Origin of the sequence: Nocardiopsis sp. LOL_012 (assembly GCF_048060475.1) — a bacterium.
Classification (GTDB): Bacteria; Actinomycetota; Actinomycetes; order Streptosporangiales; family Streptosporangiaceae; genus Nocardiopsis.
In genome coordinates this window covers 1-25,371 of sequence record NZ_JBHMIV010000043.1, presented here as the reverse complement: position 1 = coordinate 25,371, position 25,371 = coordinate 1, and the positions used below count along the sequence as shown (strand labels likewise).

Here is a 25,371-nt window from a genome sequence, read left to right as displayed (position 1 = left end):
CCGATGCTGTTGAACCGTCTGGTCGAACACGCCCCACACCTGGACCTGCCGCCGGTTTACTACAGGCACCGCCGGGTGCGCTGGGTCATCTCCCTGGACGCACAAGGCCAGGTGAAGTCGGTGGACAGTTCCGGAGCCCCCGCTCTGGGATCCCTCGCCGATACCGACAACCCCAACGGTGCCGAACTGGCGACACCTTATGTGTACCGATCGGGATCAAAACCGCCTCCAACGCTGCTGGTGGACACCCTCCAGTATGTACTCGCTATGCCCGCTAACGACTCAGCTAAGGCCGAGGCTGAAGCGATCCGCCGCAACGACACCTACATCGACCTGGTGCAGCGGTGGGCTGAGCACAACCAGGAAGACACCACAGTGGCCGAGGCCGTGACAGCGTTCTTCCACCGCCGGGACCACCGCCACCTCCACATTCCGGAAAAGGCCAAACCCAGCGACATCGTCGCCCTCAGAGTGGAGGGCCGATGGGCCCATGAGGTATCCAGTGCCGTATCCGTGTGGCGCACCGTTGTCTCCGACCGCAAGGGAGGAAAAGCAGGACCGGGAGTATGTCTGGCCTGCGGTCGGGAAGGTGTCCTGCTCGACACCATCCCTGAACCCGTCAAGGCCGGATCCATCCCGGTGCCCACCGGAATGGGACGCGACACAGTCCTAGTCTCGGTCAACAAGTCCGCCCAAGGCCGCGGCGGCCGCACCCAGCTCTCCGACATCCCCATCTGCGACGGATGCGGCAGCACCGCCACCGCTGTGCTCAACTCCCTACTGGCCAAAGACGAGCACCGCTACCGCACCAGCGACAGCGTTACCGTCTGGTGGCTCAAACGTCCCACGAAAATGAGCTTTCTGCGTTCGCTCCGGCAAGCTCGCCCTGAGGACATCCGCGCGCTCTTCACCGAACTCGACCAGCCTCATACCGGGCTGGTCAACTCCCGCACCGACCCCAACGCCTTCTACGCCCTGACCTTGTCGGCCAACCAGAGCCGGGTCGTGGTCCGCGATTGGCTCGACATTCCCTTGCGCGAGGCGATGACCCACGCCCGTACCTGGTTCGACGACCACCGAATCCAGGATCTGTGGCAGACCGAGCCCCAGTACGTGGGTCTGGGGCGGATGGCGCGTTGTCTGGGCCGCTGGAAGGACGAAGACAAGAAGTACGTCGACCGAAGCGAACCCAAAGACGCGGAGCGCACCCTGCTGGCCATGGCCCTACGTGGCGAAAACCACCGGCCCCCGGAGTCTCTCCTCCAACACCTGGACCAACGCATCGGCGCAGATGGGCGTCTGGATCTGCCCCGCATGGCCCTGCTCAAACTCCTACTCATCCGCCTCAACCCAGACCTCCGGGAGACCGTGATGCCCACCCTCAACCCTGAGGACACCCACCCCGCCATCTTGTGTGGGCGGCTGTTCGCCATCTTCGAGCAGATCCAGTACCAGGCACTGCGCGACCCCGAAACCAAGAAGGGTCCCAACACCACCATCGCCGACAAGTACTTCACTGCGGCCAAGGCTCGCCCGCTTCCGGTGATGGAGATGATCCACGACACCGCAAAGAGCCACCTCAAGAAACTCCGGCGCGACAACCGGGGCGCGTGGAGCGGGCTGAACCGCCGTTTGGAGGAGCTCTACACCCGTCTGGGCTGGGCACCGCCGGCCACCTTGGACCTGGAAGGCCGCGCCCTGTTCACCCTGGGCTACTACCAACAGCGTGCCGATGACCGCGCAGCCGCGGCCCGAGCTAAAGCGGCCAAAGACAACTCTGATGACGAACCCACGCAGGATGACGGCACTGAATAGTCCGCCCGACTTCTGAGACTCACGAAAGGACCCTTGAAGATGAGCACCACCACCGCCCGCGCCCACCTGGACCCCACCCGCAAGCACGACTTCGTGTTCCTGTTCGACGTCCGCGACGGCAACCCCAACGGCGACCCCGATGCTGGAGGCATGCCGCGCACCGACCCCGAAACCGGCCAGGGGCTGGTCACCGACGTGGCCATCAAGCGCAAGATCCGCAACACCATCGCCCTGCTCTGTCACGGCCAAAAGGGCTACGACATCTACGTCGAGACCGGTACCTCCCTCAACTCCCAGCACGAACGCGCCTACGACGCCCTGGAATTGGACGCCGACAAGAAGAACCGCCGCGTGTCCGAACCCCAGGCCCAGAAGTGGATGTGCGGACACTTCTTCGACGTGCGCATGTTCGGCGCCGTCATGAGCACCGGAAAGAAGCCCGCCGGACGAGTCCAGGGCCCGATCCAGCTCACCTTCTCCCGCTCCATCGACGCTGTGCTGCCCCAACAGCACGGCATCACCCGTGTCACCCAGACCCGTGAAGAGGACGTAGAGAAGGGGGAGAGCACCGAGATGGGCACCAAACACACCCTCCCCTACGGCCTGTTCCGAGGCTATGGACACTTCAGTGCCCCTCTCGCCCAGCGCACCGGCGTCACTGAGCAGGACCTGGAGGTGTTCTGGCGAGCAATGACGCTGATGTTCGAACACGACCGGGCCTCTACCCGCGGGGAGATGGCGCTGCGGGGCCTGTACGTGTTCACCCACAACGACGCGTTCGGCCGCGCTCCCGCCCATGAACTCCTTGAGCGAGTGGAGGTCTCCAGCCTCGACCAGACGAACGTGCGTTCCTTCGACGGCTACAAGGTCCAAGTCACCGAGGAGGGACTGCCCGAGGGCGTCACCCTCACCAAGGTCGTGGGATGAGCGCACCAGAGGCACCCTTTTTGGAGCGCACCCCGGTGATGCTCTCAGCCCTGGAGCACTACGACTACTGCCCCCGCCAGGCTGGGCTGATCCTGCTCGAGGACGGCTACGCCGACGACGCCTCCACCGTGCGCGGCACCCTGCTCCACCACCGCGTCCACGAGCCCGGCGAAGACAACCGGCCAGGGGTGCGCACCCTGCGCGCCCTCCCAGTCTGGCATCACGGGCTCGGCCTGACCGGGGTGTGCGACGTGGTGGAGATCTATGACGACGGCACGGTCCTACCGGTGGAACACAAATCCGGCCCCTACACCCCGGGCGGCCCCGCCGACGTCCAGGCCGCGGCTCAGGCCATGTGCCTGGAGGAACGGCTGCGCACCACGATCGATTCGGCAGCGGTGTACTCCTCCGCCGACCGGCGCCGCCACACCATCAGCATGGACGGCGACCTACGCGCCCGCGTGGTGGGAACCGCTGAACGTGTGCGGGAGGTCATGGACGAAACCCGACTTCCCGCCCCGGCAGCGGACCAGCGGTGCCGCCGCTGCTCGATGAACATCACCTGCATGCCCAAGGTCCTGGCCAACCACAAGAAGTTCGACAAGCTCCGGGGGGCGCTGTTCTCCCCGGCCCCCGAGACGGACTGGGATGACTGAACTCCTCAACACCCTCTACATCCAGACCCCTGGAGCATCCCTGCACCTGGAGCACGACACGGTGCGCGTAGTCATCCCCGAGGTTCCGCAACGCCACGTGCTACCGCTGCGCCGGTTGGAATCGATCGTGGTGATGGGCAACATCCAGATCAGCTCCCAGTTGATGTCACGCTGTGCCGAGGATGGCCGCCCCATCGTGTGGATGAGCAGGGGAGGCCGCTTCCTCAACCGCACCGACGGGCCCACCCGCGGCAACGTCCTGCTCCGCCACGCCCAACACCTGGCCCACGCCGACCCCGTCCAGTGTTTGGGAATCGCCCAGGCGTGCGTCGCGGGCAAGATCCAGAACTGCCGCCAGGTCGTCTTGCGCGCAGCACGGGACGCCCCCAAACACAGGACACGCCTGCGAGAGGTCGCCGAAACGCTTGCCGACGCTGTGGAGAGTCTGTCCGAAACCGAGCACGTGGACTCGGTGTTCGGTGTGGAGGGCAGCGCGGCCCGCGTCTACTTCGAAGCGTTCGCGCTCATGCTGCGTACCGACACCGGAATCGACTTTCCCGGCAGGGTGAAGAGACCCGCCACCGACCCGGCCAACGCCCTACTGTCCTTCCTGTACGGGCTGACCCGTTCGATGGTGCACGGCGCATGCGAGCAGGTGGGATTGGACCCCTATATCGGTTTCCTGCACGGGCTGCGCCCTGGAAAACCCGCACTGGTATTGGACCTGATGGAAGAGCTGCGGCCCGTAGCCGCCGACAGGATCGCGCTCACCCTGGTCAACCGCAAACAGGTGCGCTCGGATCACTTCGAGACCCTTCCAGGAGGGGCCGTGCAGTTGACCGAAGAAGGGAGGAAAGAGGTTCTCACCCAGTGGCAAGCCCACCGGAAGAAGGAGTTTGCTCACCGGCTCCTGGGCCGGAAAGTTCCGATGGCCCTGCTTCCTGCAGCCCAGGCCCGGATCCTAGCCCGCCACGTACGCGGTGACCTTCCCGACTACCTGCCTTGGACGCTGTGATGGAACTCTTGGTCACTTATGACGTGGCGACCGTAGAGCCTGAAGGGGCACGTCGGTTGCGGCAGGTCGCCAAGCTCTGTGAAGGCTATGGCCTGCGAGTACAGAAATCGGTGTTCGAAGTGGTGTGCACTGAGGCTGAGCTGTTGACGTTGACGGATCGGATCGAGCGGATCATCGATGACAGTGAGGACAGTGTGCGTATCTACAAGGTGCCTCGAGGAACGTTCGGTTCCGTGAACACGTTGGGGATCGCACAGCGTCTTCCTCACGAGGAATCGTTGGTGTTGTAGTGAGGAACCAGAAGTGATCATGGAATCCCAGGACGGTTCTCAACCAATTTTGAGTTTGTTTCGGTCTTGATGTCCGTTTCCGGAAGTGTGTTCAGCGTGGTTCTTGGAAGGGTTTTCCCAGTTCACACGCTGTGGCGGTCGCCCTTCGGGGCGACCGAGGGTCGCAAAGCCTCACTGCTGCCGGACGCCGACCGAGAGCAGCAGTGGCGGTCGCCCTTCGGGGCGACCGAGGGTCGCAAAGATCAGTCGGCGGCGCACCGCGAGTCCGCGGATCGTGGCGGTCGCCCTTCGGGGCGACCGAGGGTCGCAAATCGAAGAACGCCTTGCCGTAGGTGATCGCCGACGTGGTGGCGGTCGCCCTTCGGGGCGACCGAGGGTCGCAAATCGTGGTTGTGCAGCAGCGCGAACTGGTATTGGGCGGTGGCGGTCGCCCTTCGGGGCGACCGAGGGTCGCAAACGTCCACGTCGATCAGGCTCGTGAAGCGGAAGCGGTGGCGGTCGCCCTTCGGGGCGACCGAGGGTCGCAACGTGTCCTGGATGCGCGGCTACGCGTCGGTCGTGCCGTGGCGGTCGCCCTTCGGGGCGACCGAGGGTCGCAACTTCCACCGGTGGTCGACGATGGGGTGGAGCTTGTCGTGGCGGTCGCCCTTCGGGGCGACCGAGGGTCGCAACCAGGGCGGCGGCGTGCTCGCAGAGCAGCTCTACGAGTGGCGGTCGCCCTTCGGGGCGACCGAGGGTCGCAACTCCTGCGACTGGGTCGGCGACCTCGTGCCCGCCGCCTGTGGCGGTCGCCCTTCGGGGCGACCGAGGGTCGCAACCACGCGATCCGGTCGGCCAGGGCGACGGCGGCGGCGTGGCGGTCGCCCTTCGGGGCGACCGAGGGTCGCAACGACCTGTACCACCCGCAGCGGCCGTGGATGCAGGAGTGGCGGTCGCCCTTCGGGGCGACCGAGGGTCGCAACACCCACGCACCAGGGCTCAGGAACACGAGCCCACCGGTGGCGGTCGCCCTTCGGGGCGACCGAGGGTCGCAACGACTCATAGGGGCTGAGCTCGGTATCGCCGTCCAGGGGTGGCGGTCGCCCTTCGGGGCGACCGAGGGTCGCAACGTGACCGTGGCGCCGCCGATGAAGACCGTCTTGTGGCGGTCGCCCTTCGGGGCGACCGAGGGTCGCAACGGCTTGTGGCGCTGCTGGCTGGGGTACCACTGGTTGTGGCGGTCGCCCTTCGGGGCGACCGAGGGTCGCAACCACGCGGCCGCCACGGCGTCGGCGTCGACCTCATAGGTGGCGGTCGCCCTTCGGGGCGACCGAGGGTCGCAACGCGGTGGTGATGGCGTGGGCGATCGCGTCCGCAGGGTGGCGGTCGCCCTTCGGGGCGACCGAGGGTCGCAACGGTTCGATCCACAGCTTGTCCTCAGCGATCGGCGCCCGTGGCGGTCGCCCTTCGGGGCGACCGAGGGTCGCAACCGAACCACAGACGACCTGTGGGAACGCTTCGGCCAAGTGGCGGTCGCCCTTCGGGGCGACCGAGGGTCGCAACGCGGTCGGCGCGGCCAGAGGCGCGGGAGGTCTCGTGTGGCGGTCGCCCTTCGGGGCGACCGAGGGTCGCAACGGCGGCTACCACCAGTGGCGGCGCACCGAGTCGATGGTGGCGGTCGCCCTTCGGGGCGACCGAGGGTCGCAACGCGGTGGTGATGGCGTGGGCGATCGCGTCCGCAGGGTGGCGGTCGCCCTTCGGGGCGACCGAGGGTCGCAACGGTTCGATCCACAGCTTGTCCTCAGCGATCGGCGCCCGTGGCGGTCGCCCTTCGGGGCGACCGAGGGTCGCAACCGAACCACAGACGACCTGTGGGAACGCTTCGGCCAAGTGGCGGTCGCCCTTCGGGGCGACCGAGGGTCGCAACCACGAGGCCGACAAGCGCGGCGATACCGACGGCCTCGTGGCGGTCGCCCTTCGGGGCGACCGAGGGTCGCAACCTTGACCGCTCCAGGACACGCTGAAAGCACCTGGCGGTGGCGGTCGCCCTTCGGGGCGACCGAGGGTCGCAACACGCTGGCGGTGAGCATGCCGCCGTAGGGCAGGGCGGTGGCGGTCGCCCTTCGGGGCGACCGAGGGTCGCAACCGCATAGTGGCCCGGCGACGTTCGGTAAGAGGGTGCGCGGTTGCTCTTTGTGGGCGACAGCAGCTTTCCAATCCCCACCCCCATGATGGGTACCCCCATTGAGGGCAAGACGGGGCACCAGCCCGATCGCGACGATGACGGTGATCGGGAAACGGCGTTCTCGCCCGCTTCCGGTCCGGGGCCGACCGTGACACCGCTGGATACCTGACCCGCAGACCACGGTCGGTGCCCTCCCTCGCAGAACCTGCGCCCTGAACCCCGCGCAGACCCTGCCGTGCCGCCTTGCGGCCGTTCAACGGCCACAAGGCGGACCCCGGATTCGTCATCGACCTGGGAGGACAGGTTGACCACCCTTCGCACCGTCGTGGCCGCCTCCGGCGGCCTGGACAGCACCGTGCTCGCTTACGATCTGGCCCGCAACGGCCACGAAGTCACACTGCTGTCCTTCGACTACGGCCAACGACACCGGCGTGAACTGCACGCCGCCCGACGCCTCGCCCACCGTTTGGGAGCCCGCCACAGCGTCGTGGACCTGAACCCACTCAAGACCGTTCTCCGCGGCTCGGCACTCACCGACCCCGACATCGCGGTCCCATCCGGTGAGTACACCACCGAGACACTGCGCACCACCGTCGTGCCGGCCCGAAACGCGATCTTCCTGAGCGTGGCCATCGGCGCAGCCGTCTCCTGGAACGCGCAGACCGTCGCGTTCGCCGGGCACTCGGGAGACCACGAGGTGTACCCGGACTGCCGCCCCGCCTTCGTGCGGGCCGTGCAGGACCTGGCCCGCACCGCCACGAAGGGCTTCGGCGACGTGGGGGTCCTGGCCCCGTACGTGACCTGGTCCAAGTCGCAGATCGTCTCCCACGGCCACCGGTTGGGCGTCCCCTTCGAGGCCACATGGTCCTGCTACCAAGGCCTGGAGTGGCACTGCGGGACCTGTTCGACCTGCCGCGAACGGCGCGGCGCGTTCATCTCCGCCCAGGTTCCCGATCCCACCGAGTACATGGAAACGGCGGGTGCGTGATGGGGTACAGGATCGGCAAGTCGTTCTCCTTCGACGCCGCACACTTCCTGAGCACGCTGCCCTCCGGACACAAGTGCAGCAGGCTGCACGGTCACACCTACACGGTGACGGTGGAACTGGTATCGCTCGCGCTGGCTCCTCCCGGGTTCGTCACCGACTTCGGTGACCTGGCGCCGTTCGCCGCCTACCTCGACGAGCAGATGGACCACCGCCTGCTCAACGACGCACTCGACGCGGAGCCCACCAGCGAGCTGCTGGCCCGGCACATGGGCGAATGGTTCATCGCCCATGTCGAACCCGGGCTGGGCGCGAGCCTGAGCGCTGTGACGGTCGCGGAGAGCCCGACGAGCTGGGCCCGCTGGGAGGTGGAGCGGTGAGTCTCCTGCTCAGCCCCACCTACGACGGGCCAGACCTGGTGGTGAGCGAGGTGTTTGGACCCACCGTGCAGGGTGAGGGGCCCAGCTCTGGTCGGCGGGCGGTGTTCGTGCGCTTGGCCGACTGCAACCTCGCCTGCTCCTGGTGCGACACGCCCTACTCCTGGAAGTGGGACGAGTACGTGCGCCGACAGGAGACCTACCGGTGCAACGCGGGAGAGATCCTGAGCCGGGCCCATTCTTCCGACGTCGACCTGGTGGTGGTCACCGGCGGTGAGCCCCTCCTGCAGGAGGCCCTGGAGCTGTCGGTGGGGGTGCTGACCGACGGGGGCCTGGACGTGGAGGTGGAGACCAACGGTACGCGGCTGCCCGGCCCCGGCCTGTTGTCCCGGGTGCGGTTCAATGTCTCGCCCAAGCTCGCCAACGCAGGGATGCCCGAGCGCCGACGTATCCGCCCCGGCGTCCTGCGTGCCCTTGCGCGGAGCGGCAACGCGGTCTTCAAGTTCGTGGTCGAGCGCCCTGAGGAACTGGACGAGGTCGCCGACCTGGTCGAGCGGTGCCGCTTGGCCCCGGTGTGGATCATGCCGCAGGGCCGGTCAGCCGAGGAGGTCCTCACCCGCCAGGCGGTCCTCGCCGATGAGGTGGTCGGCCGGGGATGGAACCTGTCCACGCGGTTGCACACGCTGCTGTGGGGTGATCGGCGTGGCCGTTGAACGAACCGCCGGGCCCGGGCAGGGCCGTCTTTTCCCCTCCGGGCGGCCACGCGTGTTGGGAAGTGGCCCTCAACGGAGAGGAAGCGTTCCTGCTGCCCAGGTTGGAGCCAGCATAGCGCGAGAGGGCTGGGATGTCCGCTGGATTCGGATTCCCGGGGGCCTCGCCGGGGCCGGTGAGACCGGAGCGGACCTGTGGTGGGCGATGACGCCCCTCCTCCTCCGTTCCGGGCTTCCGGTCACCGGAATCGACCAGGGCGAGGCCGCACGTCTGGCCCGCGAAGCCGGGGGACGCCTCCCGACGAGCGCCGAGTGGGGGCGGATGGCCGGTGCGGGACGGCGCCTCTACCCCTGGGGCGAGGAGAGGCCGACCGCCGCACACGCCAACCTGCGCGAACTCGGGCCGGGGCAGACCGCCCCTCCATGGCACCGAACCGCGGGAGCGACCCCTGACGGGCTCCTCGACGTGGCCGGCAACGTGTGGGAGTGGACCAGCACCGCTGTCCCCGGCGACGGGGCGGTGATCCGCGGCGGATCCTACAACTCGCTCTCCCTCTACGCCCAGGCCGCCTACGAGACCGAAGTCCCGACACACCTGCGGTCAGCGGGTATCGGTGTGCGCCCGGTGCGGGAGGAACCGCCATGCCGATGACACCAGGACTGGTCATCGTGGGATGCTCCCGCGAGAAGCAGGCCCTGCCCGCACCGGCACTGAACCTGTACGAAGGGTGGTGCGTGCCGCCCCTGCGCGCCCGCATCGGCTCCTCGCAAGAGCTGCGGCGACGTGTGCTCATCCTGTCGGCACGCCACGGGCTGCTGCACGCCGAGGAGACGGTGGCCCCCTACGACCAGGCGATGACCCCTGAGCGCGCACGCCAACTGCGCCCCGCCACCCGGGAGTTCATCGACGACTACCGTTCGCGGACCGTGGTCGAGGAAGCACTGCTGCTGGTCGCGCCGGACTACCTCGACGCCTTGCCGGTGGCTGACCTCGCACCGCTCACCCACCTGGTCTGCGGCCCCCTGACCCACTGGGAATCGGCTAGTGCGGTCCTCTCCGGTTGGGGATGGCCATGACTGACACCGCCCCGTCCCGCCGTTTCAGCGACGGGCACCTGTGGACGCTGGACTATCCGACCGCGGTGGCCGCCGCGCGTCTGCTCGCCCGCTTCGCGGCCACCGGCGGCGCGCAGCTCGTGGTCGCGGTGGCACGCGGCGGGCTGTGGCCCGCCGCCGCGATCGCGGCCGATCTGCGTCTGCCGATGGTCTCGGTCACCGCCACCCACAACACCGGCGAAGGGGTGCGGCTGGGCGCCACCGATGACGCCCTCGTCTCGTGCCCGGTCGACCTCTCCCATCTCAAAGGTGTTCGCGCGTTGATCGTCGACGACATCTACGGCACCGGCGCCACCCTGCGCGCCCTGCGCCAGGCCCTACCGCAGTTGCACTCTGCCCCAGCGGTGACGCTGTGCCGCAACACCGGCACGAACGGCGCCCCGCACGCGTGGGTGTGGGACGTCTCGGACTGGGTGTGCTTCCCGTGGGAGCCGCCGCCCCCGACCGGCACCGGAACCCGACCGCTCTCCCTCCCCGACACCCTCCACCCCTCCCGGAGGCCTTTGTGAACATCGCTTTCGTCCTGCTCACCTACGGTGTGAACGAACCGGCGGGTATCGAGCGCAGCATCGGTGCCCTGGCGCACGGCTGCCGCGCCCTGGGGCACCGCTGCCTCATCCTCACCGCCGCCTCGGCCCGGGGAGACCAGGAGGACCTGGTCAGGCTGGCGTCGGTGCGCCTTCCGCGCCCCGCGACCGAGGAGGATCTCCTCCACGCACTGGCCGCCCCCACCGGGGTGCGCGCCGAGGTCAGTGCGGTTCTGGAACGGGAACGGGTGGATCTGGTCTGCTGGGCCGATGTGAGCTGGGGGCTGGGATATCTGGCTCCGGCCCCAGCCGGTGTACGGAGCGTGTTGCGTGTGGGGGTGCTGCGCACGGACGAGTTCATGGACCGTGCGCTGGCCCACCGCCCTGACGCGGTGTTCACCTGTTCACCGTTCCTGACCGGACAAGCCCGTGACGCCGGGCTGGACACCACCGGCTGGTACGACGTCCCCGATCCGCTCGCCTCGCCCCCGGCACCGGTTCCTACCCCCGAGCGGGAGCGCCTCTGCAGGGAGGGGCCGGTGCGGATCGCCGCACGGGCCGAACCGCACAAGGGCATCGCCGAACTCATCGACGCCGTCCCCGACTCCTTCGATCGGCCGGTGGAGATCGCTCTGGCACCCGCCGCCTTCGAGTACTGGCCCGGCATGCAGGAGCAAGTGATCGCGCACTGTCGTGAACGCGCCGCGCGCACCCACCAGGTACGTCTCGTCCCGGCGCTGCCCTGGGAGGACGTCCAGCCCTTCTTCGCCCGCGCGGCCCTCAGCGTGAACTGCTCCACCTCACCGGAGACGTTCGGCCTGGCCGCCGCGGAGTCGCTCAGCGTGGGTACGCCCGTGGCCCACTACGCCCTGGGGCACCTGCCCGCACTCATCGGCCCCGCAGGGCCCTCCGTCCCCCTCTCCTGCGGCCCCGCCCGGCTGTGGGAGGCGGCCGAGGCCTTTCTCGGCGACCACGACCTCTACCACCAGGCATCCCTGGCAGCGGTGGAGCGCGTCGCCCACCTCACCCCCGCGGCAAGCGCACGCCGCTTCCTCTCCCTCACCTCCTGAACCGGTTCCCGCTGTTGAAGGGGTTCACCATGCCCGTTTTCGGCCTGCCCAGCGGCAGCCGCGCACTGATCATCGCCCCGCACCCCGATGACGAGACCCTCGGCGCGGGAGGCACCCTCGCCCGTCTGGCCCAGGAAGGCGTCCAGGTGCACATCCTGGTCCTGGTAGCTCCCGAACTCGACGCCGACCTGCGCGCCAAGGAGTTCGACGCCGCCTGCCACACCCTGGCGGCGACAGACCACCTCATCGCCCCGGATACGCCGAACACCCCCTATGACCTGGTGGGGTTCATCGAGTCCGGCACACGCATGGGGCTGGAGCAACTGGCCCCCGACCTTCTGCTGCTGCCCGCGGCAGGCAGCCACCACCACGACCACCGCACAGTGCACGAGGCCGCGCTCGCCGCCGCGCGCCCCCGCACCAGGGCTCCGCGCATCGTGCTCGGCTATCGGGGCCCTGACGACCACTGGCCCGAACCGGCCATCCCTGCCCGGCTCGGCGTGGACATCACACGCGCTCGTTCCGTCAAAGACGAGGCCCTGGCCTGCTACGCCAGCCAACTGCGGCCGGATCCGCACCCACGCAGCCTGCCCCGCATCCACGCCATGGAGGACGTGGCGGGGGCGAGGGCCGGGACAGAGGCGGCCGAGCAGTTCGTCGTCTACCGGATGGTGGTGTGAGATGCCCGGACCTTCCGCCGTACTGGTCGCCCACCAACCCGCCTACCTGCCCTGGGGCGGATACTTCTCCCGGCTCATGGATGTCGACGAACTGGTGCTGCTGGACCACGTGCAGTTCGTCGGGCGGGGACCCCAGTGCCGGAACGTGATCCGCGCACCACACGGTGGAACGCTGCGGTTGACGGTTCCGGTCCGGCGCGGTTTCGGCCAGCCGATCAGCCAGGTGCGGATCGCGGAGGGCCCGTGGGCCGCACGCCACTGGCGGTCGATCACCGACAGCTACCGGCGGGCCCCCTACTGGGATCGCTACGCCGAACCGCTGCACGCGATCTACCACCGCCCCTGGTCCCATCTCGCCGACCTGAACACGGCGCTGATCCGACTGGTCCTGCACGCGCTGGGAATGCCCGTCACCCTCACCCCTTCCAGCCGTCTGCGCCCCCAAGGCACCCGGACACAGATGCTGCTCGACCTCGCCCGGTCCAGAGGCGCCACCCGCCTGCGTGTGGGGCCGAGTGGCCCCACCTACCTGGACCGCCGCGCCCTCGCCCGCGCCGGGATCGCTGTGGAGGTGGCCTCCTACACCCCGCCTGTCTACCGGCAGGGACGCGGAGAGTTCACTCCGGCTCTGGCCGCGCTGGACACACTCATGTGGGTCGGCCCCGCAGCCAAGGACCTGTTCGCGAACGCCGCGGCCATCCATCCCTGGGAGGAGGCGACGCTTCCGTGTCGGCCGCCCCGCACAGCCTGATGCCCCTGCTCACCCAGACACGGTGGCTCAAACGGGCTGCCCGCGCCTGCATGCGCCGAGGCGGCGCACCCGGACCGGACGGTCTCACCTGGTCCCACTACCGCGAGGAACTCGACACACGCCTGGACGGGCTGGCCGAGCGCCTGGCCGACGGAACCTGGGCACCGGTGCCGCCCCGGCTGGTCTCCTGGCCCGGCTGGGGCAAGGAACTGCGCGTCTGCGTCCCCACCGTCGAGGACCGGATCGTGCACCGGGCCCTGCGCCAGGCGGCCGAACCGGTCCTGGACCGCGACGCCTACCCGCCATGGCTGTTCGGATGGCGGCCTCGCCGGGGACGGGTGGAGGCCGTCGCTGCCGCAGCCGCGCACCTCACTGCCGGTCGGCCCTGGGTAGCCGACCTGGACGTGGCCAAGGTGACCAGCGGCGCGCAGACGGAGGAGATCATCACCGCCCTGGCCGTCCACATCTACGACGGCGCCTTCCTGGCGGTCATGCGCACCGCGCTGAACGCGCTCCCCTCCCCGCTCTACCCGGGAAGCGGACTCAGCCCCATGCTCACCAACGTGCGCCTGCTCGGCGTCGACCGGCACGAGGCACTGCGCCACCTGGAACTGGTGCGGCTGACCGACAACTACACCGCCTTCACCCCGACGCCCACCGAAGCGGCGGAGGCCATGACCGCACTGGAGACGGCGCTCGGCGAGCAGGGGATGCGCCCCCACCCGGAGAAGTCCAAGGTCTGGCGCCCCAACCCCGAGGACCTGTACCTGGCCGGATGAAGGACACCGACATGACCGAACGCCGCGCGCTGCTCTACTGCACCTTCAACGGCATCGCCAACCGCACCAACGGCATCGCCCGCCAGACCCAGACCCTGCTGTCGGCCTTCGAACACCGACGACGGGAACTCTTCGCGAACGTGGGCGGGTTCGACCTGCACATGGCCATCCCCGCCCCCGGACCGCACCTGTGGGGCTACGACCCGGCCCTCCTCGAACATTCCCGCGCCCGACTGGCCTCCTCGGGAGCGCTCCTGCACTTACTCGACCACGACCCCGCCGCCGAGTTCTGGTCACTGCCGGTATGGGAACGCCTCTCCGAGCAGGCCGCCGAGCTGGCCGTACGGCTGGCCCAGGACTACGACCGGGTGCTGCTCGTCGCGGTGGACACCCCCTACGCGGGCGCGGGAGGCCACCTGGTCTCCTTGGCCGCCTCCGCCGCTGAGCGGGTACAGGTGCTAGTGGCGTTGTACGGCAGCGCGCTGCTGCACCGGACCCGCGAACCAGGGCGTGTGGAGTGGGAGAAGAAGGCCCTTGCCGCCACTGCGGATCCCAGGGTGCGGGTGGGCGCTGTCGGGGAGTTCTTCACCCGCCACCTGGCCGAGGACTACGGCCTGCCGCCTGACCGGCTCGCCCCCTACGCTTCCAGCCTCGACCTGGCCACCGCCGACCTGCACCCGATGCCCCCTCCCCGCGCGCACCACGTCCTGGACTCCTACCGTGTTCCCCGGGATCGGCCGATCATCGCGACCTTCGGCCGTACCGATCCCGTTAAAGGGCTGGACCTGCTCATCGACGCACTCGCCCCGCTGGCCCACCGCGTGCACCTCGTGGCCGTCGTCGTCCCCTTCCACGACCGCGACCCCCTGCTGAAGCGCTACCGTGACCAGATCCGCTGCAGGGGACTGCGCGCGACCCTGGTGCCGCACTTCACCCGCGATCTGCCTCGAGCGCTGTGCAGCGTGCCCTCCACCCGGGCCGTCGTATGCCCCTCCCGCTCGGAGACACTCGCCAACGTCCCCTTCGAAGTCGCCTGCTGGGCACGTGGGGGAGGGCCGGTGGTCATCGCACCCCGGCTCGGCGGGTTCGTCGAACAGATCCGCCACGGCACCACCGGCCTCCTCTATCCGCCGGATCGGTCTGGCGGACTGACCGAGGCGATCGGTGCAGCCCTCGGGCTCTCCGACGTCGACCTGGACCGCCTGCGACCGGCCGCGTACGCCGAGGCTGCCGAGAGGCGCGACATCGTCCCCAACCTCAGTGCCACACTGCGCTTCTTCTGGGCGAAGCACAGGACTGGTGCGCTACTCTGACACTCCCGCTGATGGGACCCGTTCGCCCCGGTCACAGGCCCTCCCTGTCCTGCCCACATGCTCTCCGGGAACGAACATGTCGCCCACGCCCCTGCTCCTCGTCGACGGCCACCACCTGCTCTACCGGTGCCATTTCGGGTTCCCCGCACGCATCACCTCGCGCGACGGCACCCGCGACCTCACCGGGGTCTTCGGGTTCCTCGCCCTGCTGCGCAAAGCCCACAGCGCCCACGCCGCCGACCACCAGACCGTCGTGGTCTTCGACGGAGAACACGGCAGCACCGCCCGCGCCCAGGCCGACCCCGCCTACAAGGCCAACCGCGCCGACGCCGACCACAGCCCCATCCAGTCGCTGCCCGACACCAAACGCGGCCTGGACCTGGCCGGGGTGCCCTGGACCGAGATCGACACCGCCGAGGGTGACGACGTCATCGCCACCCTGACCACCGGCGCCGTCCAAGCCGACCGGCCGGTGCTGGTGATGTCGGGCGACCGGGACCTCCTCCAACTCCTGGACCAGCCCCGCACCCGCGTGCTCAACACCGCCGCCACAGCCGAACGGCAGATCACCGCGGCGGCCGACGTCCTCGACCGGTTCGGGGTCCTGCCCCGCCAGTGGCCCGACTACCGGGCCCTGACCGGCGACCCCTCCGACAACATCCCCGGGGTGCGCGGCGTCGGCCCGGTGACCGCCCGGCGCCTGCTCTCCGGCGGTATCGGCCTGGACGAGATGCTGGCCTCCGACCGGCTGAGCGGGACTGTCGGGCGACGCGTCCTCGCCCACCGCCAAGACCTGCTCCGCTGGCGCGAACTCATCCACCTGGACCACAAGGTGCCGCTCACCCCCGCACCGGACACCGGCCCCACCCCGCAACTGCTCCCAGCGGCCCGCATCCTGGACGGACTGCGGCTGTGGTGACCGCCGGGCAGGCATGGGCCGCCCCGGACGGGCCGGTGGTGTTCGTCGATACCGAGTTCACCACGTTGGACGAACGCCACCGGCGCCCGTGGGAGATCGCCGTCATCCGCGATACGGGCCGCCGCACCACCGAGCACGTCTGGATCATCGAAGACCTCGACCTCACCAACGCCGCACCCGAAGCGCTGGCCGTCGGCGGGTTCGGCGACCGCTACCCGGCCCCACCAGCGGACGGGGCCGAGAGGGCCACAGAGGCGGAAGTGGCCGCGGCCGTGGCCGAACTGACCCAGGATGCGCGGTGGGTCGGCGTGGTCCCCGACGCCGACGCCGGCACGATCACGGCGATGCTCCGCCGACACGGACTCACACCCGGCTGGCACTACCAGCTCATCGACGCCGCCGTCTACGCCGCAGGTGCACTGGGCGTGGTGCCGCCCTCCAGCTCATGGGAGGTCTCCACCAAGCTGGGGATCACCGCCGAGGGGAGGAACCTGCACCATGCGCTGGAGGACGCCCGGTGGGCCAGGGACCTGTTCTTCGCCGCGCTCAACGCACACCACAGCCCGGGGCCCGTGCGCCGATCGGTCAACCCCCGCTGATCGGCCGACCGCCATGCAGGTAGAGCGTCTGATGTGCCTCCCGGGCACTGAGGGCGGCCCGGGTACGGGCCCACACGTCCTCGCGGAGCAACTCCTCGGCTTGGGCGGGGGTGCACCAGCGCAGTTCCTGGAGTTCCCCGTCGGTCGGACGGAGAGAGGCGGCCCGCTCGGAGGAGAGCGTCCCGCCGTCGAAGACGAACATCAGCAGGTCGTCCCACGGGCCGTGCGGTGCCACCCAGTCCACGCACAGCAGAGCACCGAGCACGGGTTCGAGGCCGAGTTCCTCGCCTAGCTCCCGGACGGCGGCGTCGTGGGGAGGCTCGTTCGCCTCGACCATCCCTCCGGGGATGTCCCAGTACGGCTTGTAGACGGGGTCGACCAGGAGCAGCCGCCCGGACTCATCGTGGAGGTGGACCTCAGCGGCCACGCGCTTGCGCGGCTGGGTTCGGTTGCCCTCGGCGAGCTGTTCCCGCCACGCCGCCGGATCACGCAGATAGAGCGGTTGCGCCCCGTTGTCACCCACTCAGGCCCCTTTCCGGTCCTCATCGCCCAACCAGTGGTACATCCCCTGGTGCCGGGTGAGGACACCGCGCAGCTCTGCAAGCACCGTACCCACACCGTTCACGCTGCTGTAGGGGGCCAGGGTCTCAACAACATGGTGAAGCTGACCGGTGACCACCAACGACCCCACCCCGGCTGTAGCGTGCCCCACCCGTTGGGCCACGGCGCTGGCCTCGTCGATCCTCCTCTGGCCGACCAAGGCGCGGGCGAGCGTCAGCGAGGCCAGGGAGCGGGCGCGTACGCGATCCGGGGTGCGCAGCTCCAAGGCGTGGCGGGCATGTTCGGCTGCGGCCGTGTAGTCGCCGATGTCGCACATACTCCGGGCCGCCTCACTGGCCAGCGATCCGAGATCGAAAGGGCTGGTCCAGTCCGAAGCCGAGGCGGACGACGCGGAGGTGAGGAGGCGTTCGGCTTGGGCGAGTGAACTTCGGCTGTGAGCCGCATCGCCGTTCGCGGCGTGGGCCCGGGTCCGCATGGCCAGGATCCTGCCGCGCAAAGCGACGTCCTCGCCGCCGTCGAGATGCCGCCATGCTTGCTCGGCGGCCACGAGCGCGGCAGCGGTCTCGCCCCTGTGCAGAGACAGGTGTGCGCGACTGGCCCATGCCTGAGCGGTGAGCGCACCGCCCCCTCCGGCGTAGGCTAGGTTCAGGGCGCGTTGGAAGTGCCGGGCGGCGACCTCGTCCCGCCCGGCGTCGTGTGCCATCCACCCGGCCATCTCGGTCAGCCCGGCAGCGGCGACGAAGGTGCCCGGGGTACTGCTCTCCGAGACCAGTTGGGGTCCGACCCGGCTGGAGAGGTACTGCATGACCGCTGCGTACAGGTGGCCTCCTCCCACCTGGCGATCAGCGAGGCGGAAAGCCTGGACCGCTTCGGCCTCCGTTCCTTGCTCTGCCTGTGTCCACAACAGATCGCCGGGTGCAGGTCCTCGGGGCACTGGTGCCGACGGGGACGAAGAGGGAACACCAGACGTGGTGTATCCGGACTGGGGTTTCCCATCGTGGATTTCCCAAGGACGGGGCAGTACCCCGACCACGTGGCCCGGGATACGTAGGCCATCGCACACTTGAAGAATCTTCTCGTGGGTCGTGACAGCACCTTCGCCCCGGGCGAGTGTGCCCACACGTTCGGGCTTGATGTCGCAGGCCTCGGCGATCTTGCTGTAGCTGATCCCGCCCCATTTGCGAGCGAGGTAGAACACCTGGCCGAAATCGTGGCGTTCCAGAGCGTCCTGCACGTCCACGCGTTCCAAGACGTGTTCAGGTAGAGCAGCGGATGAGGGGAAAACGTCCACCGAGCACCTCCATGGAGCAGTGGATCACGAAGGGCTTGCTGAGGAAAGCGGCGTCGTAGATTGGGCGATGCCGGGAACCTCTGCCCTTGAGAACAGTGGGGCATATAGCGCTGCGGCCGGTGTGCTCACCGTTGCCCGCCCACAGGGACGTGGGTGGTCAGGTGCAGGTCCCAGTCGTGGGGGTGGCGGCGCAGCAGCGCCCGGCGCTGGCGTTCGGTCATACCGCCCCACACCCCGAACTCGATCCTGTCCCTGAGCGCCTCGGTCAGGCAGTCCAGCCGCACCGGGCAGCCCTCACAGATGAGGCGGGCCCGGTTCTGCTCCCTGCCTTTGACGAACAGGGCGTCGGGGTCGACGGTGGCGGCGCGGCAGTTGGCGCGGGAAGGGTCGGTCTGGGCGGTGCGCATCGTCTCTTCCGTCATCGGGTCGGTGGGCCGGTATGAAAAGGGGGGCCTGCTCCGCCCCGGGGTTAGGGGAATTCAGGGGGCGGGGCGGAGCAGGGGTCTTCACTCCTCGGCGCGGGGGTCAGGGCACCGAGGTGGGTGCGGGTGAGGGCCGCCAGTGGGCGGTGACGGCCTCGATGAGCTGGTCGGGGGTGCGGCAGGACAGCGTGGTGTGGGCGGGCATCCCCGCCAGGTCGGGCAGGCGCCGCAGGAGCTGGTGGTGCAGGTGGGTCAGGGCCAGCGAGCCCAGCCCCAGCTCGGCCAGGTCCCGCCCGTGCACGTCGTCGGTCGGCGACATCTGGGCGAGCAGGGCGCGCACCTGTTCGGCGATGACCGTGCGCCCCTGGTCGGGTGTGCACCCGGCCAGCACCCCCGCCGCCCCCTCACCATCGGAGGAGGGGCCGGGAGTAGTGGTGCGGGTCCAGGCGCGCGGCGGCAGCTCCACCGCCCTCGTCCACGCGGCGGGCCAGGCGGGGTCGAGTCCGAACGTGTACAGCCCCGCCAGCGCGGCCAGGGCGTCGGTGCGCTCCTGCTCCCCGCTGACCCCCACCGCGACCAGCGGCGGGTCCACGGCATAGCGGGGCCGGGCGCGGGTGAGGGTGTCGGCCAGCGCCGCGCCCAGCACCGACCGGGCGCCGATCTCGACCACCACCAGCGGATGCTCCTGCTCCGCGAGCGCGCGCACCACCCGGTGCAGGTGCACGGTGGCGCGCAGTTGGCGCCCCCAGTAGCGCGCCCCGAGCTCGGTCCCGCCGATGGGAGCTGCGGTGACGGTGGAGTGCATCGCCACCCGCCCCGGGGTGGGGGACAGGCCGTGCAGCCGGTCGGCCAGCTCTGCGGCGGACGCCTCGATGAGGGGGCTGTGCGCGGGCGGCGCCCCGGCCACGGGCCGGTGCCACACCCGGTCGGCGTGCAGGCGGGCGGCGATCTGGGCCAGGTCCGCCTCGGGCCCGGACAGGACGGTGGAGCGGTCGGCGTTGAGGGCGGCCACCCCCACCCCGGGACGGTCGGCGGCCAGGGCGTGGGCCTGGTCGGCGCGCAAAGCGGTGGCCAGCAGACCCCCGGCGGGGGCGGCCTGCTCCAGCAGGCGGCTGCGCTCGGCCACCACGCGGGCGCCGTCGTCGAGGGTGAGGGCTCCGGCGGCGGTGGCGGCGGCGACCTCGCCCAGGGAGTGGCCCACCACCGCGTCGGGGGTGATGTCCCAGGAGGCGAGCAGGGCGGTGGCGGCGACCTGCCACGCCCACTGGGCGGGCTGCACCCGCCCCAACCCGCTGCCTGGGTTGCCGTTGCTGTGGCGGTGGAGGGCGTGGCGGGCGCGCTCCAGCGCGGCGGCGAACACCGGCTCCCCGGCCGCCAGCCCGTCGTCCCCGAGAGGGTGGGCGCCGTGGCCGGGGTAGACGAACACCACCCGCGGCCGACCCTGGAACGGCACCCTGGGCCCGGCCAGCGCCGTATCGGTGGGGCGTCCGGCGGCGGCGCGCAGCGCCCGCACCGCCTCGGCCGACGTGTGGGCGAGGGCGGCGGCGCGGGCGCCGCGGTGGTGGTCGCGCCGGTGCCCGGCGGTGGAGGCCACCGCCCCCAGATTCAGGCGGCACTCTTCGAGGGCGTCCGCCCACCGGGCGGCGGTCTTCTCCAGCGCTGCGGGGCTGGACGCCGACACCGGCACCAGATGGTCGCCGCTCTCTTCCCCACCGCAACCGGGGACCGCGCTGTCGACAGGCGATGGGGCCTGCAGGACGGCGTGGACGTTGGTGCCGCCGAACCCGAACGCCTGCACCGCCGCCGTCGGAAGGTGTCCGGTGCGCGGCCAGGGACGCGCGGTGGTGGGCACCTCCAACCCCAACTGGGCCAGCACCGGCAGCGGGCGGCTGTGCCCGATAGTCGGCGGCACCGTGCGGTGCTCCAGCGCCAGAACCGCCGCGATCAGCCCCACGATCCCCGCCGCGCCCTCCAGATGGCCCAGGTTGGCCTTGACCGACCCCACCAGCAACGGCGGCCCTCCGGTATCCCGGTCGCGGGCCAGGAAACGCCCCAGCGCCCGCGCCTCGGCGGCGTCCCCGGCCCGTGTCCCGGTGCCGTGGCACTGCACATAGTCCACCCGCCCCGGCTCGACTGGAGTGCGCGCGTAGGTCCACTCCAACAGCTCGCGCTGGCCCTGCACCGAGGGTGCGCCGATCGGGGTGCCATAACCATCCGAACCGGTCTCACTGCCCACCAGCACCGCCCGTACCGCCACCCCCGCCGCACGCGCCTCACCGACGCGCTGCAACACGACCATTCCGGCACCCTCACCGCGCACGAACCCGTCCGCGCCGGTGTCGAACGGCCGCACCCGACCCCGGGCGGAGAGGACGCCGGAGGCGCGGAACATGCGGGTGTGGGTGTCCAGACGCAGCAGGTTGGTACCGCCCACCACCGCCAGGTCCACCTCCCCGCACGCCAGCGCCGTGCGCGCCCGGTGCAGTGCGACCAGCGAGGCCGAGCAGGCGGTGTCGATCGTCTCTGAGGGGCCGCGCCAGTGCGTGAGCCGGTGGCGCGAGACCCGGCCCGCGAGCATGGAGGGCAGGGCGCCGGCGGTGTCGACCATGGTGCCGCCCCGCCCCGGACCCAGACGCAGGAGCGCCTGGTCCAGGCAGGAGGAACCCACCCACAGGCCCACCCGGCGGCCCCGCCAGGCGGCCAGGGTGGTCCCGGCGTGCTGGAAGGCCTCCTCGACCAGTTCCAGCAGCAGCATCTGCTGGGGGTCCATCGCCGCCACCTCAGCCGCCGAGAGGCCGAAGTGCGCCGCGTCGAACCCGAGTTCGGCATCGTCGAGCAGGGCGGCGGGCAGCAGGTCCGCGCGAGGGTGGTCGGGGGCTGGGTCGGTGACCAGGTCCCGGCCCTGAAGGAGCGCGTCCCAGAACCCCTGGGGGGTGGTGATGGCGCCGGGCAGGCGGCAGGCCATCCCCACTACCGCCACCGCGTCCTGACCCGAACTCGTGTCGGTGCTCATCGCTTGACCGCCACCCACACCCCGGTGCAGCCCTGCACCCGCACGTCCGCGTCGGGGAAGAACGCGCGCACCGCCTCGACCAGGCCGGTGGAGGTGTCCCCTTGGTTGGAGAACCAGCCCCGGCGGGTGTAGGCGCCGATGAGCCGTCGGGCGAAGGTGTTGACCCCTACCCCGGGGCCGCCGGTGAGGACGGTGGCGCCGAAGAAGCGCCCGCCCGGCCGCAGGACCCGGTGGGCCTCGGAGAACAGCACCTGCTTGTCGGTCAGGGAGGTGCCGGGCAGGCAGTGGGCGACCATCACGCAGTCCACCGAATCGACACTGCCCTCCCCCAACCCCTGCCAGGCCTCCAGGACGTCCTGCAGGTGGGGGCGCACCGCCACACCGCGGCGGCGGCGCACCGCCCGGGCGGCCAGGTGCAGGCAGTGGGGGGAGAAGTCCAGCAGGTGCAGCTCCCGCACGCCCTGCGGCAGGTGGCGCAGGAACGCGCCGTTGCCCGGTCCGACGCTCAGGTGGGTGTGGCCCGCCCGGAGCCGGTAGGTGCGCCGCAGCCAGCGGTTGGACACCCCCCAGGCGAGGCGGTGGCACAGGCCGTGCACCCACAGGGGGTAGAGGGCGCGCATGACCAGGCGGGTGTAGATACCGGGCGCCGCCGGTTCGCGAGTGGTGGGGGAGGGGTGTTCGGGCATGAGGGGACCTCGCATCGGCGCAGCGCGCCATCGGAGAAGCGGACGAGAAGTCGGGCCACGGGTCAGGGATCGAGCAGCCAGCCGAGGGTGGAGGGGTCGTCCCAGCCCACGACCATCCGGTCGGCCTGGGCTTGGTCGGTGAAGTTCCGGCCGAACCGCTCGGGCACATGGGCGGGCAGCGCACCCGACCAGAAATCGGTGACCAGCTCGGAGAACAGGCTGGTGAACCGGCCGTGCCGCTCCCAATAGGCGGCGTAGGCGCCCTCCAGGAAGGCGGCGTCGGCCAGCGGCCCGCCCCGCCCCAGCCGTTCGGTGATCGCCCCGGCCACGGTCGCCGCCGCCAGGGTGGAGGCGTTGGCGCCCTGCCCGGAGGTGGGATCCACCGTCAGCACCGCATCCCCCACCCCCAGCACCGGGGTGCCCCCGATCACGGCGACCGGACGGCGCGCCACCGGCCGCACATGGCGCAGCAGCGCCGAACGGGCCACCATGTCGGCCCCGGCACACCACTCGGCCAGATCGGGCGTGTAGGTGTCCAGCGCCCGGGCGGCGAAGTCCCACAGCCGCTGCAGGTGCTCGGCGCGCCGGCCCGCACCGATCCCTTCGCTCCCCGGGTCCAGCCGCCCGCCTCGGCGGGCGTAGATCTGCACACACGTGGCCGGATACACCTCCGGGAAAGAAGGGTCGCCGTTGGCGGTCAGCACCGGGTAGGTGAACACTTCCCCGAAGGGGGTGGTGACTACCTGCACGTCCGGCCCGGGCGGGGCGCCCTCGAAGTGGGCCTGGACCACCGCGCGCACGGCGTCCGCCCGCGCTCCGCCCCGGACGGGAAACAGCGGAGCCAGGTGCGGATCGCTGTCCCCGGTCGCCACCACGACCAGGTCGTACATGCCGCTGGAGGCGAACCAGGCCAGCGCCTGGCCGGTGACCGTCTGCACGCGGATGCGACCGCCGCGCCGCTCCACCTCCTGCAGCCAGTTCGCGGTCTTGGCGCGGTGGTCCACCGCCGTGCCCAGAGCGTCCTGGCGGCCGGTGAACGACTGCCGCTCGGCCCCGCCGGGGGCGACGGTGAACCCGATCCGGGAGAACACCGGCGCGATCTGGTCCCAGAAGTCCAGCCCGGCCTTGCGCTCCAGGCCGTGCACGGTCGGGAACGTCAACTGCGTCAGCCGGGGCTGTCCGGCGAGCAGCTCCTCGGTGGTGTGGGTGGTGAACACGTCCACCTCCACCCCCGCCGCCAGCAGGGCGGTGGCCACCCCCAGCCCGGCGTGCCCGGACCCGGCGATCATGACGCGCGTCATCGGCCCTCCCCCGTGCGGATCAGGTGGTGGTACACGTCCGAGGCCACCACGGCGATACAGGACGGGGCGTGGGCGTCGACCATGACCACCGGCACCCGCTCGCCCAGGCCCAACCGTTCGCGCACCTGAGAGCCGTGCAGCTCCTCCTCCCCGGCCAGGTGCACCACCACCAGCACCGGCAGATCCTCCTGTCCGGTGAGCAGCTCGGCGGCGGCCCGCCCCCGCCCCAGGTGCCGGTCGCTGACCAGCAGCAGCGCCGCCTGGGCGTGGCGGGCCAGGTCCGGCCACAGATCCCGGGCGAGGGTGGGCCCGCGCACCCCGGTGACGGCCAGGTACATCGGCCCGACCCGTTTGAGGGCGTGCACGACCCGGTCGCGGCACTCAGGGCCGGGGCCGACCGGATAGGTGCGGCCGATGTGGCGCAGGAAGGCCTCCAACGCGCCCTCGGCGCCCTCAGCGCCGACCACGAGGAGCCTGGCGGTTCCCGCCTCCTGCGTCTGCGCGCGCTCGCCCTCCAACAAGTGCCCCAGCACCCGCGACGCCGCGACCGGAGCGGCGGGCGCGCACGGCATCAGACGGCGGGCGTGGATCAAATCGCTGACCACCACACTGGTCACCGCGCTGGGCCACCCGGCCGCCTCGGCCAGCTCCATGACCGGCACCGGACGATCCACAGCCGCGCACAGCTCGAACACGCGCCGCTCGTAGTCCGACCCGGTGGGGGCGCTGGTGTGGGGCGCGGGCCGCACCAGGGAGTGGTCCATCACCACGACCCCGGGGCAGCGGCCGATCCCGGCCGGGCGCCGCCGCGGCTCTGGGGAAGCAGAAACGGTGTTCATGCCGCCGCCTGTACCGGGGCGCCGATGCTCCGCGACACCCGGCCGGGCAGCACGGACGACAGCCGGGCCGCCGCGGTGGCGGTGGAGTGGGCGATCTGCGCCAGGTGCGCGCCGCCCTCCACCTCCACGACCACCCCGATGTCGAAGGCGTCGTTGACCGGTTGCAGCAGCGCCGCCTGGCGGGCGCTCACCCGCAGCAGCGTGCTGTCGAGACCGCCGCGCGCCAGCAGCCTGCCCGCGCCGCGCGCCAGGGACGCGATCTGGTTGAGCAGCGCCGACCAGCGCTCGGCCTCCTGCAACGACAGTGGCGGTGCGAACACGCGCAGCACCCCGTCGCGGCCGAACACGACGACGCCTCGGACATCAGCGGATGTACGGGAGAGGTCGCCCACGATGCGCGGTACGTCGTCCGCGGTGGGCGCCTCCACAGTTGAAGTGGACATGGCCTTTACTGTCACGGGCCGGTGCGCATAAGTCCATGTTCGCTCATATATGCTTTATGCGCGCGTGCATATTCATCGGAGGGCGCTGCGGATACGATATGCATATCCCTTCCCTCGCCCCG

At 70.5% G+C, this 25,371-nt stretch carries 26 protein-coding genes and 1 CRISPR repeat array; of the genes, 18 read left to right on the top strand and 8 right to left on the bottom strand.

Features of this window, described 5'->3' with window-relative positions; all coding sequences use genetic code 11:
* Positions 1-3 precede the first annotated feature (3 nt).
* From cas8c to ACFHWE_RS21265, 18 genes are all read left to right on the top strand, one after another.
* Complete coding sequence (gene cas8c / locus ACFHWE_RS21350; RefSeq protein ID WP_416603577.1) at positions 4-1,815, top strand: type I-C CRISPR-associated protein Cas8c/Csd1; 1,812 nt, start codon at positions 4-6, stop codon at positions 1,813-1,815.
* Between the two features lie 39 nt (positions 1,816-1,854).
* On the top strand, positions 1,855-2,742 hold the full coding sequence (gene cas7c, locus ACFHWE_RS21345; protein ID WP_416603576.1) for a type I-C CRISPR-associated protein Cas7/Csd2: 888 nt from the start codon (positions 1,855-1,857) through the stop codon (positions 2,740-2,742).
* Complete coding sequence (gene cas4, locus ACFHWE_RS21340; RefSeq protein WP_416603575.1) at positions 2,739-3,398, top strand: CRISPR-associated protein Cas4; 660 nt, start codon at positions 2,739-2,741, stop codon at positions 3,396-3,398. The genes cas7c and cas4 overlap by 4 nt, the downstream gene beginning before the upstream one ends.
* A complete protein-coding gene (cas1c, locus tag ACFHWE_RS21335) occupies positions 3,391-4,413 on the top strand; it encodes a type I-C CRISPR-associated endonuclease Cas1c (protein WP_416603574.1) in 1,023 nt (340 codons plus the stop codon). Before cas4 ends, cas1c begins: the two co-directional genes overlap by 8 nt.
* A complete protein-coding gene (gene cas2, locus ACFHWE_RS21330; protein WP_416603573.1) occupies positions 4,413-4,703 on the top strand; it encodes a CRISPR-associated endonuclease Cas2 in 291 nt (96 codons plus the stop codon). The genes cas1c and cas2 overlap by 1 nt, the downstream gene beginning before the upstream one ends.
* 131 nt (positions 4,704-4,834) lie before the next feature.
* A CRISPR array of direct repeats spans positions 4,835-6,828; the repeat unit is 37 nt; unit sequence GTGGCGGTCGCCCTTCGGGGCGACCGAGGGTCGCAAC.
* Between the two features lie 343 nt (positions 6,829-7,171).
* On the top strand, positions 7,172-7,855 hold the full coding sequence (queC, locus tag ACFHWE_RS21325; RefSeq protein WP_416603572.1) for a 7-cyano-7-deazaguanine synthase QueC: 684 nt from the start codon (positions 7,172-7,174) through the stop codon (positions 7,853-7,855).
* A complete protein-coding gene (locus ACFHWE_RS21320) occupies positions 7,855-8,232 on the top strand; it encodes a 6-pyruvoyl trahydropterin synthase family protein (protein WP_416603571.1) in 378 nt (125 codons plus the stop codon). The genes queC and ACFHWE_RS21320 overlap by 1 nt, the downstream gene beginning before the upstream one ends.
* A complete protein-coding gene (locus tag ACFHWE_RS21315) occupies positions 8,229-8,942 on the top strand; it encodes a 7-carboxy-7-deazaguanine synthase QueE (RefSeq protein ID WP_416603570.1) in 714 nt (237 codons plus the stop codon). The genes ACFHWE_RS21320 and ACFHWE_RS21315 overlap by 4 nt, the downstream gene beginning before the upstream one ends.
* A gap of 202 nt (positions 8,943-9,144) precedes the next feature.
* Entirely contained in the window at positions 9,145-9,591 is a 447-nt protein-coding gene (locus tag ACFHWE_RS21310; protein ID WP_416603569.1) for a formylglycine-generating enzyme family protein, read from the top strand.
* Complete coding sequence (locus ACFHWE_RS21305; RefSeq protein WP_416603567.1) at positions 9,582-10,016, top strand: DUF6884 domain-containing protein; 435 nt, start codon at positions 9,582-9,584, stop codon at positions 10,014-10,016. Before ACFHWE_RS21310 ends, ACFHWE_RS21305 begins: the two co-directional genes overlap by 10 nt.
* Positions 10,013-10,564 carry a phosphoribosyltransferase gene (locus ACFHWE_RS21300; RefSeq protein WP_416603566.1) on the top strand — a complete coding sequence of 184 codons (552 nt, stop codon included), beginning with the start codon at positions 10,013-10,015 and terminating at the stop codon, positions 10,562-10,564. Before ACFHWE_RS21305 ends, ACFHWE_RS21300 begins: the two co-directional genes overlap by 4 nt.
* Positions 10,561-11,652 carry a glycosyltransferase gene (locus tag ACFHWE_RS21295; protein WP_416603564.1) on the top strand — a complete coding sequence of 364 codons (1,092 nt, stop codon included), beginning with the start codon at positions 10,561-10,563 and terminating at the stop codon, positions 11,650-11,652. The genes ACFHWE_RS21300 and ACFHWE_RS21295 overlap by 4 nt, the downstream gene beginning before the upstream one ends.
* Positions 11,653-11,681: 29 nt before the next feature.
* The gene (locus tag ACFHWE_RS21290) at positions 11,682-12,332 is read left to right on the top strand and encodes a PIG-L deacetylase family protein (protein WP_416603562.1); all 651 of its coding nucleotides are present in this window, start codon (positions 11,682-11,684) and stop codon (positions 12,330-12,332) included.
* Between the two features lies 1 nt (position 12,333).
* Positions 12,334-13,083 (top strand): WbqC family protein, encoded by a 750-nt coding sequence (locus ACFHWE_RS21285; protein ID WP_416603561.1) that lies wholly within the window; start codon positions 12,334-12,336, stop codon positions 13,081-13,083.
* On the top strand, positions 13,059-13,862 hold the full coding sequence (locus tag ACFHWE_RS21280; RefSeq protein ID WP_416603560.1) for a reverse transcriptase domain-containing protein: 804 nt from the start codon (positions 13,059-13,061) through the stop codon (positions 13,860-13,862). Before ACFHWE_RS21285 ends, ACFHWE_RS21280 begins: the two co-directional genes overlap by 25 nt.
* Positions 13,863-13,873: 11 nt before the next feature.
* On the top strand, positions 13,874-15,175 hold the full coding sequence (locus tag ACFHWE_RS21275) for a glycosyltransferase family 4 protein (protein ID WP_416603559.1): 1,302 nt from the start codon (positions 13,874-13,876) through the stop codon (positions 15,173-15,175).
* Between the two features lie 76 nt (positions 15,176-15,251).
* On the top strand, positions 15,252-16,094 hold the full coding sequence (locus ACFHWE_RS21270; protein WP_416603558.1) for a 5'-3' exonuclease: 843 nt from the start codon (positions 15,252-15,254) through the stop codon (positions 16,092-16,094).
* On the top strand, positions 16,088-16,693 hold the full coding sequence (locus ACFHWE_RS21265) for an exonuclease domain-containing protein (RefSeq protein ID WP_416603557.1): 606 nt from the start codon (positions 16,088-16,090) through the stop codon (positions 16,691-16,693). The genes ACFHWE_RS21270 and ACFHWE_RS21265 overlap by 7 nt, the downstream gene beginning before the upstream one ends.
* On the opposite strand, the gene ACFHWE_RS21260 is transcribed toward ACFHWE_RS21265, so the two are convergent.
* From ACFHWE_RS21260 to ACFHWE_RS21225, 8 genes are all read right to left on the bottom strand, one after another.
* Positions 16,680-17,216: an NUDIX domain-containing protein gene (locus tag ACFHWE_RS21260; protein ID WP_416603555.1), complete on the bottom strand. Its 537-nt coding sequence runs from the start codon at positions 17,214-17,216 to the stop codon at positions 16,680-16,682. The two genes, ACFHWE_RS21265 and ACFHWE_RS21260, sit on opposite strands and share 14 nt — an antisense overlap.
* Positions 17,217-18,059: a hypothetical protein gene (locus ACFHWE_RS21255; RefSeq protein ID WP_416603554.1), complete on the bottom strand. Its 843-nt coding sequence runs from the start codon at positions 18,057-18,059 to the stop codon at positions 17,217-17,219.
* 611 nt (positions 18,060-18,670) lie between these two features.
* Positions 18,671-18,967, bottom strand: a complete 297-nt coding sequence (locus ACFHWE_RS21250; RefSeq protein ID WP_416603553.1) for a WhiB family transcriptional regulator — start codon at positions 18,965-18,967, stop codon at positions 18,671-18,673.
* A gap of 103 nt (positions 18,968-19,070) precedes the next feature.
* Entirely contained in the window at positions 19,071-21,980 is a 2,910-nt protein-coding gene (locus tag ACFHWE_RS21245; protein WP_416603552.1) for a beta-ketoacyl synthase N-terminal-like domain-containing protein, read from the bottom strand.
* Positions 21,977-22,666, bottom strand: a complete 690-nt coding sequence (locus tag ACFHWE_RS21240) for a methyltransferase domain-containing protein (protein ID WP_416603551.1) — start codon at positions 22,664-22,666, stop codon at positions 21,977-21,979. Before ACFHWE_RS21240 ends, ACFHWE_RS21245 begins: the two co-directional genes overlap by 4 nt.
* A gap of 62 nt (positions 22,667-22,728) precedes the next feature.
* Positions 22,729-23,967: a hypothetical protein gene (locus ACFHWE_RS21235; protein WP_416603550.1), complete on the bottom strand. Its 1,239-nt coding sequence runs from the start codon at positions 23,965-23,967 to the stop codon at positions 22,729-22,731.
* The gene (locus tag ACFHWE_RS21230) at positions 23,964-24,806 is read right to left on the bottom strand and encodes a hypothetical protein (RefSeq protein ID WP_416603549.1); all 843 of its coding nucleotides are present in this window, start codon (positions 24,804-24,806) and stop codon (positions 23,964-23,966) included. The genes ACFHWE_RS21235 and ACFHWE_RS21230 overlap by 4 nt, the downstream gene beginning before the upstream one ends.
* On the bottom strand, positions 24,803-25,249 hold the full coding sequence (locus tag ACFHWE_RS21225) for a roadblock/LC7 domain-containing protein (RefSeq protein WP_416603548.1): 447 nt from the start codon (positions 25,247-25,249) through the stop codon (positions 24,803-24,805). The genes ACFHWE_RS21230 and ACFHWE_RS21225 overlap by 4 nt, the downstream gene beginning before the upstream one ends.
* Positions 25,250-25,371: the final 122 nt, after the last annotated feature.